Source organism: Mesorhizobium sp. M7A.F.Ca.MR.176.00.0.0 (genome assembly GCF_004023165.1).
In the GTDB taxonomy this organism is placed as follows: Bacteria; Pseudomonadota; Alphaproteobacteria; order Rhizobiales; family Rhizobiaceae; genus Mesorhizobium.
Genome location: NZ_RZTC01000123.1, coordinates 1 through 14,534 on the forward strand (window position 1 = coordinate 1; position 14,534 = coordinate 14,534).

Consider the following 14,534-nt stretch of genomic DNA (forward strand, 5'->3'; position numbering starts at 1 on the left):
TCGAATTTCAGACCATCATGACCGGTGCCGCCAAGGCGATGGTCGATCTCGCTGCGGCGAATGACACGGGGTTGGCAGCGTCGGCCGGCGTGATCGGCGACGTGATCAACCAGTTTAAGCTGAGCGCATCGCAGCTTCCAGGCATTGTCGACCAGATCACCGGCGCGACCATCCAGTCGAAGCTGTCCTTCGATGATTATCGTCTGGCTATCGGTCAGGCGGGCGGTGCGGCCGGCGCTCTCGGCGTGCAGTTCGAAGAATTCAACGCGGTATTGGCCGCGACTGCCTCATCGTTTGCTTCCGGCTCGGACGCCGGCACGTCCTTCAAAACCTTCCTGACCCGCCTTGTCCCGCAATCAAAGCAGGCTGCGGCGATGATGGAAAAGCTTGGCCTCAAATTCTTCGACACATCCGGCAAGATGAAGTCGATGTCGCAGATCGCCCAGGAGCTTCAGATTAAGCTCGGCAAGCTATCGCAGGAAGACCTCAACGACGCCGTTTCCACCATCTTCGGAACCGATGCGCTTCGCACCGCCATTGCTTTGATGAGGCAGGGCGGCGACGGCATCGACAAGATGATGGTGAAACTGAAGAACACGGATTCGGCGGACATCGCCGCCACCCGCGTCAAGGGTTTCAACGGCGAACTCAACAAGCTGGTCGAATCGCTTGGCAATTTGGGCATTGCGATAGGCGATTCCGGATTCCTCGACTTCGCAACCGCCATCGTCATCAAGCTCTCTGACTGGACAACAGCGCTTTCGCAGCTCAGCCCCGAGGTGTTGAAGTTCGGAACACTCATCGGTGGCGTCGTCGCTTCGATTGGTCCGCTGCTGTTCGGCCTGGGGCTGGCGACGCGGGCATTTGGCGTGACCCTTCAGGGTCTTGGCACATTGATCGCCGGCTTCCGAAATCTGGGTGCTGCGCTGCTGTTCGTTGCCGGCGTCCCCGAACTCGCCGCCCTTATCCTGATCGGCGGGGCTATCGCCATCTGGGCAACGCGCACCGACACCGCAACGGCAGCACTGGAAAAACACAAGTCCGTCGTCGACGAGGTCGATGCTGCCTATCAGAAGGCTGGCGGTTCGCTCGCCAAAATGACCCAGGAAGTCAGGGATCGGCTCAGCCTTGAAACCGCCGATGCGCTTGAAAAGGACACGGCGGCGTTTAACGAAGCTCTGGCCAACCTCGTCAACAAGTTGCCCCACTTTGAAGGCGACCTCGGGAACGTCGCCGCCAATGCAATGTTCGCTGTCGCGAAGTCGCTCCAGGAAGGCAAGATCTCTGTCGAGCAGTTCAACGCCGAAATCACCAAGATCGGCGCTGCGAATATCGGCAATGATGTTGGGAAACTGGCCACGGCTTGGCTGGAAATGTCCAAGGAAACGACCGGCGCTTCGTCCCGAGTTGGGGAGATGGCCGACAAGCTTGCCTTCGTGACAGGCAAGATGAGCGACGCTGACTTCGCCGCCAAGCAGGCAGCGCGCGGTATTGCGGGATATGGCGATTCCGCCGTTGCGGCCGGCGCCAAGGCAGACGCGGCAGCGGACAAGACCGCTGAGAAGATCGCTAATGTTGGCCACCAGATCACGGTCATCCGGGGCGGCGGCTCCGGTGGCCAGCTCACCAAAGAAGTGTTCGACGTTGTCGACGGCGTTGCCAAGCGAGCCGAGGAAGGCAAGCAGGCTCTCGACGGTCTCAAGAGCAGCGTAGACAGCACCAGCGGCGCGGTGGATGGCGTCAGCAATGAAATCACCAACAGCATCGCAACGATCGCGCCGGCCGCACAAGAAGCCGCTACAGGCTTCAACAGTGCGATTGGCGGTCTTGATGCCGGCTCCGCTCAACAGGCCGCAGAAGCCATCGTGGCGCCCTTTGAGGCGCTTCCAGGCAAGCTGTCTGCCATCCTGTCTGGAATGGGCTCTTTGATACAGGGCGGCTTCTCCAGGCTTTCCAGCATCGTCGCCAGCCTTTCCGCACAGATCAACGCTGCAATCGCCCGCATCCTGTCTGCCTTGCGTGAGGCGGCTGCGGCGGCTTCGGCACTCAGGGCGCAAGCCGGATCATCCTCCTCGTCGTCATCGTCTGGCGGCGGTTCGCATGGCGGGTTTGCCGAAGGCGGCCACCTCAGCACCGGTCGCGGCACGGCCACAAGCGACAGCATCCCGATCTGGGCATCGCTTGGTGAGTTCATCACCCAGGCCAAGGCGGTGGCTTTTTATGGACCTGGCCTTTTCCACGCATTGAACAACATGGCGCTGCCGAAGGACTTCTGGAAGTCGCTGCGCGGCTTCCGTCTCGGCGGCATGATGGACCACATGAACCAGTCCCTTTCGATCCCACGCATGGCACGCGGCGGCTCTGTTCCTGCACTGGCGGCGGGCGGCATCGGAGGAGCGTCTGGTCTAACCACTGTGCGGCTCGACTTCGGTCTCGGCCCTCAAGATGTGTTCGACTTGATCGGCGAAGATCACATCGTCAGCAAGCTGCAGAATTTTGCCATCCGTAGCGCGTTGACGTCGAATGGCAGAAGGCCGCGTTGATGACAGACAAACCCGACGCATGGTGGCGGCCGACGACACCCGAGGAAGCTGCTGAACTCGAACAGAATCAGACCGATTTTAAGGCGCAATTCGGCGACTTCGCTGCGGTGCTGACGGATGGCTTCTGGCTGGGGTGTTCGCCGGATGGCCAGTTCCTCGCCTTGCAGTTCAAGGATCTAGACGGATCGATCCATCGACACACGCTCCCGTGGGAAATTGTCCATGTGTTCTTCACGCAGTTCTCGGTGGCAGTCGACGAGATGGGGCAACGGCAGTTTGCCCTAAAGGAACCGGAGGGCAAAGCGTGATGCCGTCCCTCGTCTTCACCCTGTCCGCCGGCGTCGTGCTGATAACTGGCCTGGCCCTTTTAGGAGATCACCCATGTTTGTTCATATGATAGGCGGTGGCCCTGTTCGCGGGCGTGCTGTTGTGACCGGCGGGAACGCGGGCGACAGCGATGGCGGCTTTATTGGCGAGCCTGTTGTCACCACCACGGCATCCGGCAACACCACGGTCAAGGGCCAGACCAAACCCGGTTCGTTCGGCAAGTTCGTCTATCCCTTGGCGACCATTGCCGCCGCCCGCCAATACACGTTTCGCACGGTCGCCAGCTTTTCGCAGCTCGCCCAGCAGGGCAAACTCGCGATGGTCGGCTTCGGGCTTAAGAACGGAAACGACTTCCACATTGCCGGGCTGCGCGGTGACGGCTCGACCGGGTGCAAGGCCTATGAGGTCTACGGCACACCGCCAAATGGTTGGAACAAGGACACGGGCCACACCACGGTCGACAGCGGGGCGCCGGCTCACGGCACGCAGTACGCCGCCTACCACCGCCTGACGACCTCCGCCGATGGCGCCACAGCCGATTACTCTACATCAGATGATGGCGTGACCTGGGTCGAGGAGCTTTCCGACTTTTCGCTGACGCCGTTCACTAACGTCTCCGGCGTTCTCACCTTCGGCATTGCGCTGTGGTTCAGCAACGCTGATGCCGGGCCGTTCTCGATCGTCATTGACCAGTTCGCCGATGCGGCGGCGCCTTCCGGCCCGACGGTCACTTATATCGGCACCTTTACCGACGCCACCACGACCGACCCGCACACATTTACCGCCAACGTTGGTGCAGCAGGCACCAAGCTCGTCGTGGTGTGTCCGCACAGCCTTCGCAACGCCGCCGCGCAGCGCACCATCGTTTCAGTCAGTATCGACGGCACCAACGGCACGCTTGCCGGGCAAAATGGCGTCAACGATGGCGTCAACGAAGGCACGCAAACCGGTATTGCCTATCGCGAGATTTCGACGGGCGGCACCATAACAATTATCGACGATTGGAGCGCACTCCACTCGTTCTCGGCCGCTGATGTTTACACGATCACCGGCCACACCTCGAACGTTCATGTCGATGTGAAGACGGCAACCGGTAACGATCCGACGATCAGCACCCTGTCTGTAAGCGCCAATGGTTGCGTCATCGCTTCGGCAAGCGGCGTCGAGCCGGCGACAGGTGCCTTCACGTTCTCCGGTGTCTCGCTTGATCACGAACAGCAATGCGATAGCAGTAACGGCATCGTTCACATGCGTGAAGCGGCGGGCCATGCAACGGGTCTCGCTGCCACCAGCACTTACAACGTTCAGGCGTCATCGGCGGCCGGCTTTGAGGTCGTCGCTGCGATCTCATTCGTCTGACGAGGATACCATTGTGCGCGACGACCCAAGGCGTCCAGCCCTTGCCCGGACGCTCTGTCAGTTCGCTATAAGGCGCCGGCGAGATCCCCATAGACAAGGTTTGGTGGGCGGCCAGAGTGCTGCATTTTGCGAAGCTCAACGTGTCGTGCTGGTTCGACGGTTCCGATCTCGTCGGGATCGAGCATTGGGGATACCGCGATCAAAAGTGGACCATGAAGCGCAAGCCAGCCGACTGGCAGCCGCTGCCCGAGGTGTACCGGCTGGCGCGGGAGGAAGAGAAGCGGGCCGCGCTGGAGCGATACCGGGTCGGACAGCAGGCGCGAGCGCGGGAGCGGCTTATCCGCCTCAGCGACGAGCGCCACGCCGCACGGACGGCGGCGACCACCGTCACTGCGGGTTTGACTGATAACACTTGACCTGAATGTCGTTGGAAAAGTCCATGATCGACCGTCGCTTGATTTCCGCGCCGTTCCATCTCGGTATTGCATAGGCGTCTATCACGATCGCCTTCGCGACGGGAATAAAGCCTTTGTCGCTGGTCGTTTCGAGTGCGGACATCATTGCGGACATGTCCACCCCCTCTTGGCGCTTTTCCATGATGCTCCGAGCGAGACGGCCCATAGCGGCGCAATCTGCCACTGTGGCGGCCTTGGCCGGCGCGACCGACGCGATGGCGACCAGTAATCCGAAAGCGGCATACTTGCGCATCGGTCCCCCCTCCAATTCCCCAGGGGCAACATCGCGCCAGTCGAGCGCAAACGCAAGCCGCCGCTTATTATTCGGCCGCGCCTTTTGGAAGAAAGCCCTTGGCTTCCAGATCATCGACCAACAGTTTCTCGACATAGGCGGCAACTGTGCGCCTGTCGGCCTTGGCGGCATTCTCCAATGCCTCTTTCACGACTGGTTCGATCCTAAGTCCCAGCGCCGCAGTCCGTGCCATGCAGTCCCCATGTATGCGATTGTTAGCAGATGCTAGTTGACGGTTAACCATAAGATGTGTCACATCTGCTAACGTTGTAACACATTGCTAGAGGATTGCAATCATGCCGAACATCCATGTTCCGGCCGTCGGCGAAGCTATGCCGTCTGCCAAGCCAATGGCCGCTGCCGCGCTGCGGATCGAACGCGACGCCGCCTTTATCGCAACTGCAATGTCATTGATTGACGGTGGCTCAGACTATCGCGTCCAGATCGATCATGAGGTCGGGTTCGTTCTGGTGGTGAGGCTGTCATGAACGCGCACACGCCCATCGTGAAGCCCTACGGCTGCCCGCAAGGCGTAGACCCTCGCACATGGCGGCAATCGGTCGAGACGCGCCTGAACGACCTCCTGGACCGCGCCATGAGCCTGATAACGGCGCTGGATCTCATGGAAGCAGATTGCGATCTGGAGGAGACCGCCGACGACGAGCCGTCCCTAGGCTGGGGGCATCGCGGCGGGCAATCATTCCTGTCCAGCACCGCCCCGAACCTGCCACCCGGAGACGTGCTGGATTTGGAACTCGACAACGCCGACGATGAGGAAGGTGGCGACCCTGAACCCTGTCCAGACATTTTCGGCGAGCATGTCATGTGGCCCGACGACATGGCCTCGCAAGAGACACTGGTAAGGAGCGGGTTATGATCGTTCTCGACCCGCTCTCGGCAGCGACCGAACCGAGCAACGACATGATAGTCGTGCCGTTCCACTACGCTTACCGCTACCACTTCGGAATGATCCCTGTCCGCACCGAGCACGATTTCATGCTCGTCTCGCCTTGGTGCTACGACCCGAAGCACTACCCGCCGGGCTCTTGCATTCAATAGGTTCGGCGCCGCACCCAGTTGGCCCGCTGCCTCACGGTGGCGGGCTTTTTCATGTGAACAGCCCAAGAACAAACCGCCCTTTCCGTGTTGCAGTTATGTTGCAATGACAGCAAGGGACGAAGCGGGACATGCCCGGATTGCAAGGGTTTGCGTGTCACATGGCAGGAAAACGACTGCAACACGCATCGACAGTCGGCGCTCTAACTAAGATACTGAATTCTCATGAAAAAATGCTGGCTGGGGAACCTGGATTCGAACCAGGACTAACGGAGTCAGAGTCCGTGGGTCTACCGTTAACCTATTCCCCAGCAGGCGTGGTCATGAACCGCGCGGGCCGAGCAGCTGAGCCGCTTGAGCGCTGCCTTGTAGCCGCCAGCGGAAAATAGTCAAGCCTGCTCTGTGCTTCAATGGCACGTTTCGTCAGGTGATTTCAGACGCCGCACTTCAGATGCCGGCGCGCGGCCTCCAGATCCAATCCCGCTCCTCAAGGCTCCGTCCGGCTGAACTGCGAGCGTTCGAAGAACAGCACGACGCCCAGGCCCAGAATCAACGGGATGATCAGGTAGAACAGCCGGAACACCAGCAGCGCCGCCAGCACGCCGACCGGATCCATGTCCGACAGGCCGGCGAGAAACACCACCTCGAACACGCCGAGCCCGCCCGGCGCATGCGAGATCTGCGCGATCGAGAAGGAGACGAGGAAGACGCCCAGTATGACGAAGTAGCCGGGATTGTGGGCTGCGGGCAGGGCAAAGAAGATGATCGCGGCGGCGGCCAGCAGTTCGATCGGGCCGATCAGCAACTGCCGCGCGACGATCGGCAGCGCCGGATAGTGGAGCTGAAAACTGGCGATCTTCAGCGGGCGCAGATGCAGCCAGCTGCCGAAGACATAGGCGGCGACGAGCAGCAGCATCGCGATGCCGGCCGCTTCCGACAGGCCATGATGGGCGATGCCGGAAAACCGGTCGAGTATCTCAGGCTCGAACACCAGAACCAGGCCCGAGGCCAAAATCGTCGACAGCACGAAGGTGATCCAGCAGACCGCCACCAGCACGCCGACATCCTGTCCGGTCAGGCCCCTGGTACCATAGGCGCGATAGCGGATGACGGCGCCCGAAAACACCGAACCGCCAATGTTGTGCGACAGCGCATAGGTGGTGAAGGAGCACAGCGTGACGAACAGCCACGACACGCGCTTGCCGATATGCAGGAGCGCGATGTGGTCGTAGCCGGCAAGCGAGGCATAGGCGATGATCGAACTCAGCGCGGCAAGGACCCAGCCGCGGGTCGAAATGGCCGTGATACCGTCCCAGACGTCGTCGAGCGAAACGCCGCGCAATTCGTGCCAGAGCAGCAGCAGCGAGAAGATCACGGCGGCGATGCCCACAACCGGCCAGAAATAGCGTCTCCAGTTCATTGCCTGACTGCCATGCGTTGCGGGTCCGCTTCCTTTTCGTGGCTGGTGAAAGGCCGGCCTTGCCGGATTCTTCCGCTCATTTCAGAAATGCCTCATCGAAGCCGGCTATTCAACCGCGAACCCTTGTCGCAGCGTCGGCCGGCTAGATTTGCCGCAGTGAGCGGCCGAAAGAGATGCCGGCAGGCGTAGCGCCGGCAACTGCGGCGTGCGGGTTCATTACGCGGCCGCCCCGGAACGGCGGTTTGCGGCCTGCCGGCAAAATTCGGCACGCGGCTCTTGGTGATCGGGCGCGGCGCTGTTAGTCTGGCGGCAACTTAAAACACTGAAGCGCCTGCTGCGTCCATCATAGGTTCGCGCGGCGCCGGAAGGAACGACAGTGGAAGACCACGACACCGGCGCCGGCGCGCCGGAGGTGGGCGTGTCCAGCGCTTCCCGGCGGTCGGCTGGCCCGGGGAACGCAAGCTGGCAGCAACGCCGCCCGACGGAGCTCCGCTCCGCAGACGGGCAGGCGGGCGACGCACCCCACAAAGGCAAGCCCAAGAAGCGGCGCAAGCGAAGGCGCGGGCGCAAGGTTTTTGCGCGCGACGAAGTGCGTCCCGCGGAGAATCGATCGCCGGCGCCGGGCAAGACCGGTGCCCCGGCGGAGGCCCACAGACCGTCGGAGTCGGTGGCCTCGCCCGTCGCTGTGGTGCCACGGCCGGAACAGAGCGCCCGTCGGCCGCCGGTCCAGGAGCTTCCGGTGTTTGCGGCGCTAGACCTTGGCACCAACAATTGCCGGCTGCTGGTGGCCGTGCCGACGCGGCATGGCCAGTTCCGCGTCATCGACGCTTTTTCGCGCATCGTCCGGCTGGGCGAGGGGCTCACCGCCAATGGCCGGCTCGGCCAGCCGGCGATGGACCGCGCGGTCGAGGCGCTGAAAATCTGCGGCGACAAATTGCGCAACCGCAAGATCAGAAAAGCCCGGCTGATCGCCACCGAGGCCTGCCGCACGGCCGAAAACGGCGTCGAGTTCATCGACCGCGTGGAACGCGAGGCCGGCCTGAAGCTTGAGATCATCGACCGCGAGACCGAAGCGCGGCTGGCGGTGTCCGGCTGCGGCTCGCTGGTCGAGCGCGACACCCAAGGCGTCGTCCTGTTCGATATCGGCGGCGGCTCGTCCGAAATCGCGCTCATCGATCTCGCCGGCCGCCGTTCGCCGAGGCTGGCCAATCATATCGTGTCGTGGACGTCGCTGCCGGTCGGCGTCGTCTCGCTGGCCGAGCGCTTTGGCGGCCGCACGGTGACGCGCGAGATCTTCGCCGCCATGGTCGACGACGTTGCCGGCCGGCTGGCCAGCTTCGACGGTCGCGATCGGCTGAGCCATCTCAAGGCCAGTCCGAATTTCCATCTGCTGGGCACGTCCGGAACCGTGACGACGCTGGCCGGCGTTCACCTTGAGCTCGAACGCTACGATCGCCGCCGTGTCGACGGGCTGTGGATGGACCGCGACAGCGTCGATCGCATGGTCGAAAGACTGGTTGGCTGGGATTTCCAGCAGCGCTGCGCCAACCCTTGCATCGGTGCCGATCGCGCCGATCTGGTGCTGGCCGGCTGTGCTATCCTCGAGGCGATCCGCGCCGTGTGGCCGTCCGAGCGGCTGCGAGTCGCCGATCGTGGCCTGCGCGAAGGTATTTTGAGCGAACTGATGGCCGATGATGGCGTCTGGCGCAACGATGGGCGTGGCAGAGCGTGAGCCCGAACCGAAGAAATAAGCAATGACCAAGAAACCGGAAAAACCAGGATCAGCCAGCATTCGTGTGCTGAAGACGCGGATCAAGAAGAAGAGCGGGCTGAAGGAATCGTCGCGCCGCTGGCTGCAGCGCCACATCAACGATCCCTATGTCCAGCGCTCCAAGGCTGACGGCTATCGCTCACGCGCGGCCTACAAGCTGATCGAGATCGACGACAAGCACCATCTGCTGAAACCCGGCATGAAGGTGATCGATCTCGGCGCCGCCCCCGGCGGCTGGTGCCAGGTCGCCGCCGCGCGGACGAAATCGACGGCCGACAAGCCGCATGTCATCGGCATCGATTATCTGGAAATGGACGCCGTGCCCGGCGCTCCGGTGCTGCTGATGGATTTCCTCGATCCGCTGGCGCCGCAGAAGCTGGCCGAGGCGCTGGGTGGGGATCCGGACATCGTGTTGTCCGACATGGCGGCACCGACCACCGGCCACAAGCGGACCGACTATATCCGCACCATGCATCTGTGCGAGGTGGCGGCCGATTTTGCGCTGTCGGTGCTGAAGCCGGGCGGGCATTTCCTCGCCAAGACTTTCCAGGGCGGCGCCGAAAACGAGTTGCTCTCCATGCTCAAGAAGAACTTCCGCTCCGTCCATCACGTCAAGCCGCCGGCGTCGCGGGATGAATCGGTCGAGCTCTATTTGCTGGCCAAAGATTTTAAAGGGCGAGAGGCCGGCCCGCCGTCAGGCGGATCGGAACGTCCAGTGGACGTTCCGAAGGCCTCGAGCGCCCGGAGCCATAGCGAAGGGCCGGGGGACGCCGACGACTGACAGGGCACCGCCGGTCCGCCGTCGGGCGAATCGGGCCGTCCAGAAGGCGAGGCCGAAGCGTAGGCTGCCATCAGTTGCCGGGTGGGCTCACCGTTTCCAGCGTCTTGGGTGTTGTCAGCCGTCCGTGACCGGAGATGGCGTTGCCGGCATCGGGTGCCAGCCGGACGAAGGATAGCGATGCCGCCGCCGAGACCGCTGCAACGATGAAGAAGGCAATGTGGAAGTCATCCAGCGACAGCGGGCCGCCATGGATTGACGTCGATACTTCCAGGATTCCGCCGGCCAGCGCCACGCCGAGCGCGATCGACAACTGCTGGAACACGGCTGTAATCGGCGTCGCCTTGCTGGTGTCTTCAGCCGAAACCTCGGCATAGGCGAGCGCATTGACGCCAGTGAAGAACATCGAGCGGATGAAGCCGCCGACGAGCAGCATGGCCAGCATCAAGAGATAAGGTGTGTCGGGTGTGAACAGGCCGTTGATGGCGATCGAGGCGGCGGCGACCAGCGAACCGACAACCAGAACGCGGCGGAAGCCGGCGACGCGGAAGATCAGCGCGGTGACGAATTTCATGCCGATGGCGCCGATTGCAGAGACGAAGGTGATCATGCCGGACTGGAATGGCGTCAGCCCAAAGCCGATCTGGAACATCAGCGGCAGGAGGAACGGCACCGCGCCGATGCCGATGCGAAACAGCGACCCGCCGAGCACCGAAGAACGGAACACCTGGTTGCGGAACAGTTCGAGCGCCAGAAGCGGGTTTTTGGCGCGCCGCGCGTGCAGCAGATAGAGCGCCCCCGACACGAGGCCGACCGTTACGGTGGTGACACCGACGATTGGCGGCAGATAGGGCAAGCTGACCACCGACAGGCCAAACACCACCCCGGATGCCGCCAGCCCGCTCAGCACGAAGCCGATGAAATCAAGTGGCGGGGTCTGCGCGGGTTCGGTCTCCGGCAGGAAACGCGTCGCCAACCAGATGCCGACCACGCCGATCGGCACATTGATCAGGAAGATCCAGTGCCAGGTGAAATAGGTGGTGATGAAGCCACCGACCGGCGGTCCGACCAGCGGCCCGACCAGCGCCGGAACGGTCAGCCAGGACATCGCCGCGACGAGTTCGCTTTTCGGTGTCGCGCGCACCAGCACCAGCCGCCCAACCGGCGTCATCATGGCGCCGCCGATGCCTTGCAGGAAGCGCGACACCACGAAAGCAGGCAGCGAACCGGAGAGGGCGCAAGCGATCGACCCGACGATGAAGACGGCGATTGCGGCACGAAACACGCGCTTGGCGCCGAAACGGTCCGCCATCCAGCCGCTGATCGGAATGAAGATCGCCAGCGAGACGAGATAGGCGGTCAGCGCCAGCTTGAGCGCGATCGGGCTGGTGTGGATGTCGACGGCGATCGCCGGCAGCGATGTCGCGATGACGGTCGAATCCATGTTTTCCATGAAAAGGGCGACCGCCAGGATGAGCGGGATGGTGCGGTTCACAAAACGCGTCCGACTTGATTCTTTTACGGTTGACCGGGAGGCGAGCCAACATGCAGGGCGGTTATCATGGGCTGGCTCTGATGTCGCATTAATTTGCTGTCACTTTTGTGCGACTGCGGGGAGACAGGCAGTTCGCTTGGCCTGCCGCCGTGCCTAAATCAGAACTGCCGGGACGGCCAAGGTCTTCTCGTTCCGTCTCCAGGCGCTGGCCAAGCAGCAAAGAATAGCTTGCGAATGGCGATGTGTCACATTATTGTAGTGTATATAACTACTATATGGACTTTGTCATGGAAGAAGCCGTTTCGGCAGCCGATGCCAACCGCAAGTTCTCTCTCATCCTGCGCGGTGTTCGCGAAGGACAGAGCTACGTCGTGACCAGTCACGGACGCCCGGTCGCGCGAATAGTGCCCGCCGATCGACAGCAGGGTGTGGCTTCCCGCTCGCGCGTAGCGTTGTTGTCGCGCCTCGAGCGCCAGCCTGTTTTGGATGTCGGGCGCTGGACCCGTGGCGAGCTCTACGAGGACGAGCGATGAAGGTTGCGCTCGACACCAATGTCCTTGCCTGCGCGGAAGGGGTCAACGGTGCCGAGAAGCGCGATATTGTTCTTGAACTGCTGCGCAACCTACCGCAAGAGGCTGCTGTTATTCCTGTTCAGGTCCTTGGTGAGCTGTACAACGTTCTCGTCCGCAAGGCCGGAAGACCGCCTGTAGAAGCCCGGGATGCCCTTCTGGGCTGGCGCGACGCGTTTCCAGTTGCCGCGACAGTGCAAGACGTAATGATGATGGCGGCTGATCTGGCTACGGACCACCACTTCAGCATTTGGGACGCGGTCATTCTGTCCACCGCTTCCCAAACCGGTTGTCGGATGCTCCTTTCGGAAGACCTGCAAGATGGCTTCACATGGGGTGGGGTAACTGTCGTCAGCCCTTTCGCATCGCCGCGTCACGTTCTGCTCAATGCTCTCTTGGGGGAGTCTTCTGGATAGAACGCGAAACACCGAGACGATCGGCTTTTCATTGGCGCTTGGACGTGGTACCAGCCAGCGCCAATCCTGAAAGGGAAGAAACGAGTCGGCGCTGTCCATTCCGGTCCAGCGCTTTTTTGTATTCCCCCACCGCGTTTTATATTCAAGGGACTGGCCATGGCAAAAATCATCGAAACGTCCACTGGCGCATTGGCGCTGACCTTTGACGACGTGCTGCTGCAGCCCGGCCATTCCGAGGTCATGCCCGGCGAGACCGATGTCCGCACCCGCATCGCCGGCGACATCGACCTCAACGTGCCGATCCTCTCGGCGGCGATGGACACCGTCACCGAGGCCAGGCTCGCCATCGCCATGGCCCAAGCCGGCGGCATTGGCGTCATCCACCGCAATTTCTCGCCGGCCGAACAGGCCGAGCAGGTGCGGCAGGTCAAGAAATTTGAATCCGGCATGGTGGTCAATCCTGTCACCATCGGCCCCGACGCGACGCTCGCCGACGCGCTGGGCCTGATGCGCAGCTATTCGATCTCGGGCATTCCGGTGGTCGAGAATGGTGGCACTGGCGGCCACAAGGTCGGGCGGCTGATCGGCATCCTGACCAATCGCGACGTGCGCTTTGCCTCCGATCCGGCGCAGAAGGTCCATGAGCTGATGACCCGTGACAACCTGATCACGGTCAAGGAGAACGTCGACCAGGACGAGGCCAAGCGGCTTCTGCATCAGCACCGCATCGAAAAGCTGGTTGTCGTCGACAGGCAGGGCAACTGCGTCGGATTGATCACCGTCAAGGACATCGAGAAGTCGCAGCTCAACCCGCACGCCAGCAAGGACGCACAGGGCCGCTTGCGCGCCGCCGCGGCCACCAGCGTCGGCGATGACGGCTATGAACGCGCCGAACGTCTCATCGATGCCGGCGTCGACCTTCTGGTGATCGACACCGCGCATGGCCACTCGCAACGCGTGCTCGACGCGGTGACGCGCGCCAAGAAACTCTCCAACTCGGTTCGCATCCTGGCCGGCAACGTCGCCACCGCCGCGGGCACGCAGGCGCTGATCGACGCCGGTGCCGACGCCGTCAAGGTCGGCATCGGTCCGGGCTCCATCTGCACCACCCGCATCGTCGCCGGCGTCGGCGTGCCGCAGCTCTCGGCGATCATGTCGGCGGTCGAGACGGCGCACAAATCCGGCGTCTCGGTTATCGCCGATGGCGGTATCAAATATTCCGGCGATCTCGCCAAGGCGCTCGCCGCCGGCGCAAGTGCCGCCATGATCGGCTCGCTGCTGGCTGGGACCGACGAAAGCCCCGGCGAGGTCTATCTGCACCAGGGCCGCTCCTTCAAGGCGTATCGCGGCATGGGCTCGGTTGGCGCGATGGCCCGCGGCTCCGCCGATCGCTACTTCCAGGCCGAGGTGCGCGACACGCTGAAACTGGTTCCGGAAGGCATCGAAGGGCAGGTTCCCTACAAGGGACCTGTGTCTGGCGTGCTGCACCAGCTTGCGGGCGGCTTGAAAGCCGCTATGGGTTATGTTGGTGGCCGCGACCTTGCCGATTTCCGCGAGCGCGCCACCTTTGTGCGCATATCCAATGCCGGACTTCGTGAAAGCCACGCCCATGACGTCACGATTACCCGCGAAAGCCCGAACTATCCCGGTGGAGCCTGACCAGTACGGGCTCGGGCGGAACCTGACGGCAACGATCCTGCGGCTGTCTCGCCACGCAGGCGCGCTCTGTTTCCTGTCGGCGGTGGTTTTCATCGCCATGACGGCTCTGGAATTCTTCTATTTCCGCCAGTTGAGCGGCGGCTTGCCGTCGCTCGACATGCGCATTTTAGGGTTTACGCCGGACGAAGGCATGGCCTGGCTGACAGCGCTCGGCCGGCGCGGCGGCGAGATCATTCTCGTCTGGCACTATCTGACCTTCGACCTGTTGTTCCCGGCGCTCCTGTCGGTCACGCTGGTCAGCCTCATCCTGGCCACCGGCCGGCGATTGAAGGCTTTCCGCGTGCTGCCGGCGCAGCTGCAGTCGATTTTCGCGTTGGTCCTGGTGCTTCCCTAC

Annotated in this window: 17 protein-coding genes and 1 tRNA gene; 13 read left to right on the forward strand and 5 right to left on the reverse strand. The window is 62.4% G+C overall.

Annotation, left to right across the window (positions count from 1 at the left end; all coding sequences use genetic code 11):
* From EOB59_RS28865 to EOB59_RS28880, 4 genes are all read left to right on the forward strand, one after another.
* The coding region (locus EOB59_RS28865; RefSeq protein ID WP_128289787.1) for a phage tail tape measure protein at positions 1 to 2,543 on the forward strand (2,543 nt) is incomplete at its 5' end.
* Positions 2,543 to 2,851 carry a hypothetical protein gene (locus EOB59_RS28870; RefSeq protein WP_128289788.1) on the forward strand — a complete coding sequence of 103 codons (309 nt, stop codon included), beginning with the start codon at positions 2,543 to 2,545 and terminating at the stop codon, positions 2,849 to 2,851. The genes EOB59_RS28865 and EOB59_RS28870, both read left to right, overlap by 1 nt.
* Before the next feature lie 121 nt (positions 2,852 to 2,972).
* On the forward strand, positions 2,973 to 4,229 hold the full coding sequence (locus EOB59_RS28875; protein ID WP_128289789.1) for a hypothetical protein: 1,257 nt from the start codon (positions 2,973 to 2,975) through the stop codon (positions 4,227 to 4,229).
* A 116-nt stretch (positions 4,230 to 4,345) separates the two neighbouring features.
* Complete coding sequence (locus EOB59_RS28880; protein ID WP_128289790.1) at positions 4,346 to 4,645, forward strand: hypothetical protein; 300 nt, start codon at positions 4,346 to 4,348, stop codon at positions 4,643 to 4,645.
* On the opposite strand, the gene EOB59_RS28885 is transcribed toward EOB59_RS28880, so the two are convergent.
* Together EOB59_RS28885 and EOB59_RS37240 are read right to left on the reverse strand one after the other, a co-directional pair.
* Positions 4,617 to 4,937, reverse strand: a complete 321-nt coding sequence (locus EOB59_RS28885; RefSeq protein WP_128289791.1) for a hypothetical protein — start codon at positions 4,935 to 4,937, stop codon at positions 4,617 to 4,619. The genes EOB59_RS28880 and EOB59_RS28885 overlap by 29 nt on opposite strands.
* A 67-nt stretch (positions 4,938 to 5,004) precedes the next feature.
* Complete coding sequence (locus tag EOB59_RS37240; protein ID WP_281061740.1) at positions 5,005 to 5,127, reverse strand: hypothetical protein; 123 nt, start codon at positions 5,125 to 5,127, stop codon at positions 5,005 to 5,007.
* Between the two features lie 145 nt (positions 5,128 to 5,272).
* Between EOB59_RS37240 and EOB59_RS28890 the strand changes: the two genes are divergently transcribed.
* Genes EOB59_RS28890 through EOB59_RS28900 form a run of 3 tightly spaced genes read left to right on the forward strand, consistent with a single transcriptional unit; the run spans position 5,273 to position 6,035 of the window.
* Positions 5,273 to 5,464, forward strand: coding sequence for a hypothetical protein (locus EOB59_RS28890; protein WP_128289792.1), 192 nt, complete (start codon positions 5,273 to 5,275; stop codon positions 5,462 to 5,464).
* Positions 5,461 to 5,853: a hypothetical protein gene (locus EOB59_RS28895; RefSeq protein WP_128289793.1), complete on the forward strand. Its 393-nt coding sequence runs from the start codon at positions 5,461 to 5,463 to the stop codon at positions 5,851 to 5,853. Before EOB59_RS28890 ends, EOB59_RS28895 begins: the two co-directional genes overlap by 4 nt.
* Positions 5,850 to 6,035 carry a hypothetical protein gene (locus EOB59_RS28900; RefSeq protein ID WP_128289794.1) on the forward strand — a complete coding sequence of 62 codons (186 nt, stop codon included), beginning with the start codon at positions 5,850 to 5,852 and terminating at the stop codon, positions 6,033 to 6,035. The genes EOB59_RS28895 and EOB59_RS28900 overlap by 4 nt, the downstream gene beginning before the upstream one ends.
* 234 nt (positions 6,036 to 6,269) lie before the next feature.
* On the opposite strand, the gene EOB59_RS28905 is transcribed toward EOB59_RS28900, so the two are convergent.
* Positions 6,270 to 6,343 (reverse strand) — tRNA-Gln (locus EOB59_RS28905).
* Positions 6,344 to 6,519: 176 nt separating this feature from the next.
* On the reverse strand, positions 6,520 to 7,452 hold the full coding sequence (locus EOB59_RS28910) for a lysylphosphatidylglycerol synthase domain-containing protein (RefSeq protein WP_127395486.1): 933 nt from the start codon (positions 7,450 to 7,452) through the stop codon (positions 6,520 to 6,522).
* Between the two features lie 376 nt (positions 7,453 to 7,828).
* On the opposite strand from EOB59_RS28910, the gene EOB59_RS28915 reads away from it, so the two are divergent.
* On the forward strand, positions 7,829 to 9,184 hold the full coding sequence (locus EOB59_RS28915) for a Ppx/GppA phosphatase family protein (RefSeq protein ID WP_128289795.1): 1,356 nt from the start codon (positions 7,829 to 7,831) through the stop codon (positions 9,182 to 9,184).
* A gap of 22 nt (positions 9,185 to 9,206) precedes the next feature.
* Positions 9,207 to 10,004, forward strand: a complete 798-nt coding sequence (locus EOB59_RS28920) for an RlmE family RNA methyltransferase (protein WP_128289796.1) — start codon at positions 9,207 to 9,209, stop codon at positions 10,002 to 10,004.
* Positions 10,005 to 10,074: 70 nt separating this feature from the next.
* On the opposite strand, the gene EOB59_RS28925 is transcribed toward EOB59_RS28920, so the two are convergent.
* The gene (locus tag EOB59_RS28925) at positions 10,075 to 11,496 is read right to left on the reverse strand and encodes a DHA2 family efflux MFS transporter permease subunit (protein ID WP_128289797.1); all 1,422 of its coding nucleotides are present in this window, start codon (positions 11,494 to 11,496) and stop codon (positions 10,075 to 10,077) included.
* Between the two features lie 287 nt (positions 11,497 to 11,783).
* Here EOB59_RS28925 and EOB59_RS28930 point away from each other — a divergent pair, with 287 nt between their 5' ends.
* From EOB59_RS28930 to EOB59_RS36815, 4 genes are all read left to right on the forward strand, one after another.
* Positions 11,784 to 12,029 carry a type II toxin-antitoxin system prevent-host-death family antitoxin gene (locus EOB59_RS28930; protein ID WP_127269485.1) on the forward strand — a complete coding sequence of 82 codons (246 nt, stop codon included), beginning with the start codon at positions 11,784 to 11,786 and terminating at the stop codon, positions 12,027 to 12,029.
* A complete protein-coding gene (locus tag EOB59_RS28935; RefSeq protein ID WP_127269486.1) occupies positions 12,026 to 12,481 on the forward strand; it encodes a PIN domain-containing protein in 456 nt (151 codons plus the stop codon). The genes EOB59_RS28930 and EOB59_RS28935 overlap by 4 nt, the downstream gene beginning before the upstream one ends.
* A 156-nt stretch (positions 12,482 to 12,637) precedes the next feature.
* Complete coding sequence (gene guaB / locus EOB59_RS28940; RefSeq protein ID WP_127269487.1) at positions 12,638 to 14,140, forward strand: IMP dehydrogenase; 1,503 nt, start codon at positions 12,638 to 12,640, stop codon at positions 14,138 to 14,140.
* Positions 14,091 to 14,534, forward strand: a 444-nt coding sequence (locus tag EOB59_RS36815; protein ID WP_245486801.1) for a hypothetical protein, incomplete at its 3' end; no start/stop codon positions are given. The genes guaB and EOB59_RS36815, both read left to right, overlap by 50 nt.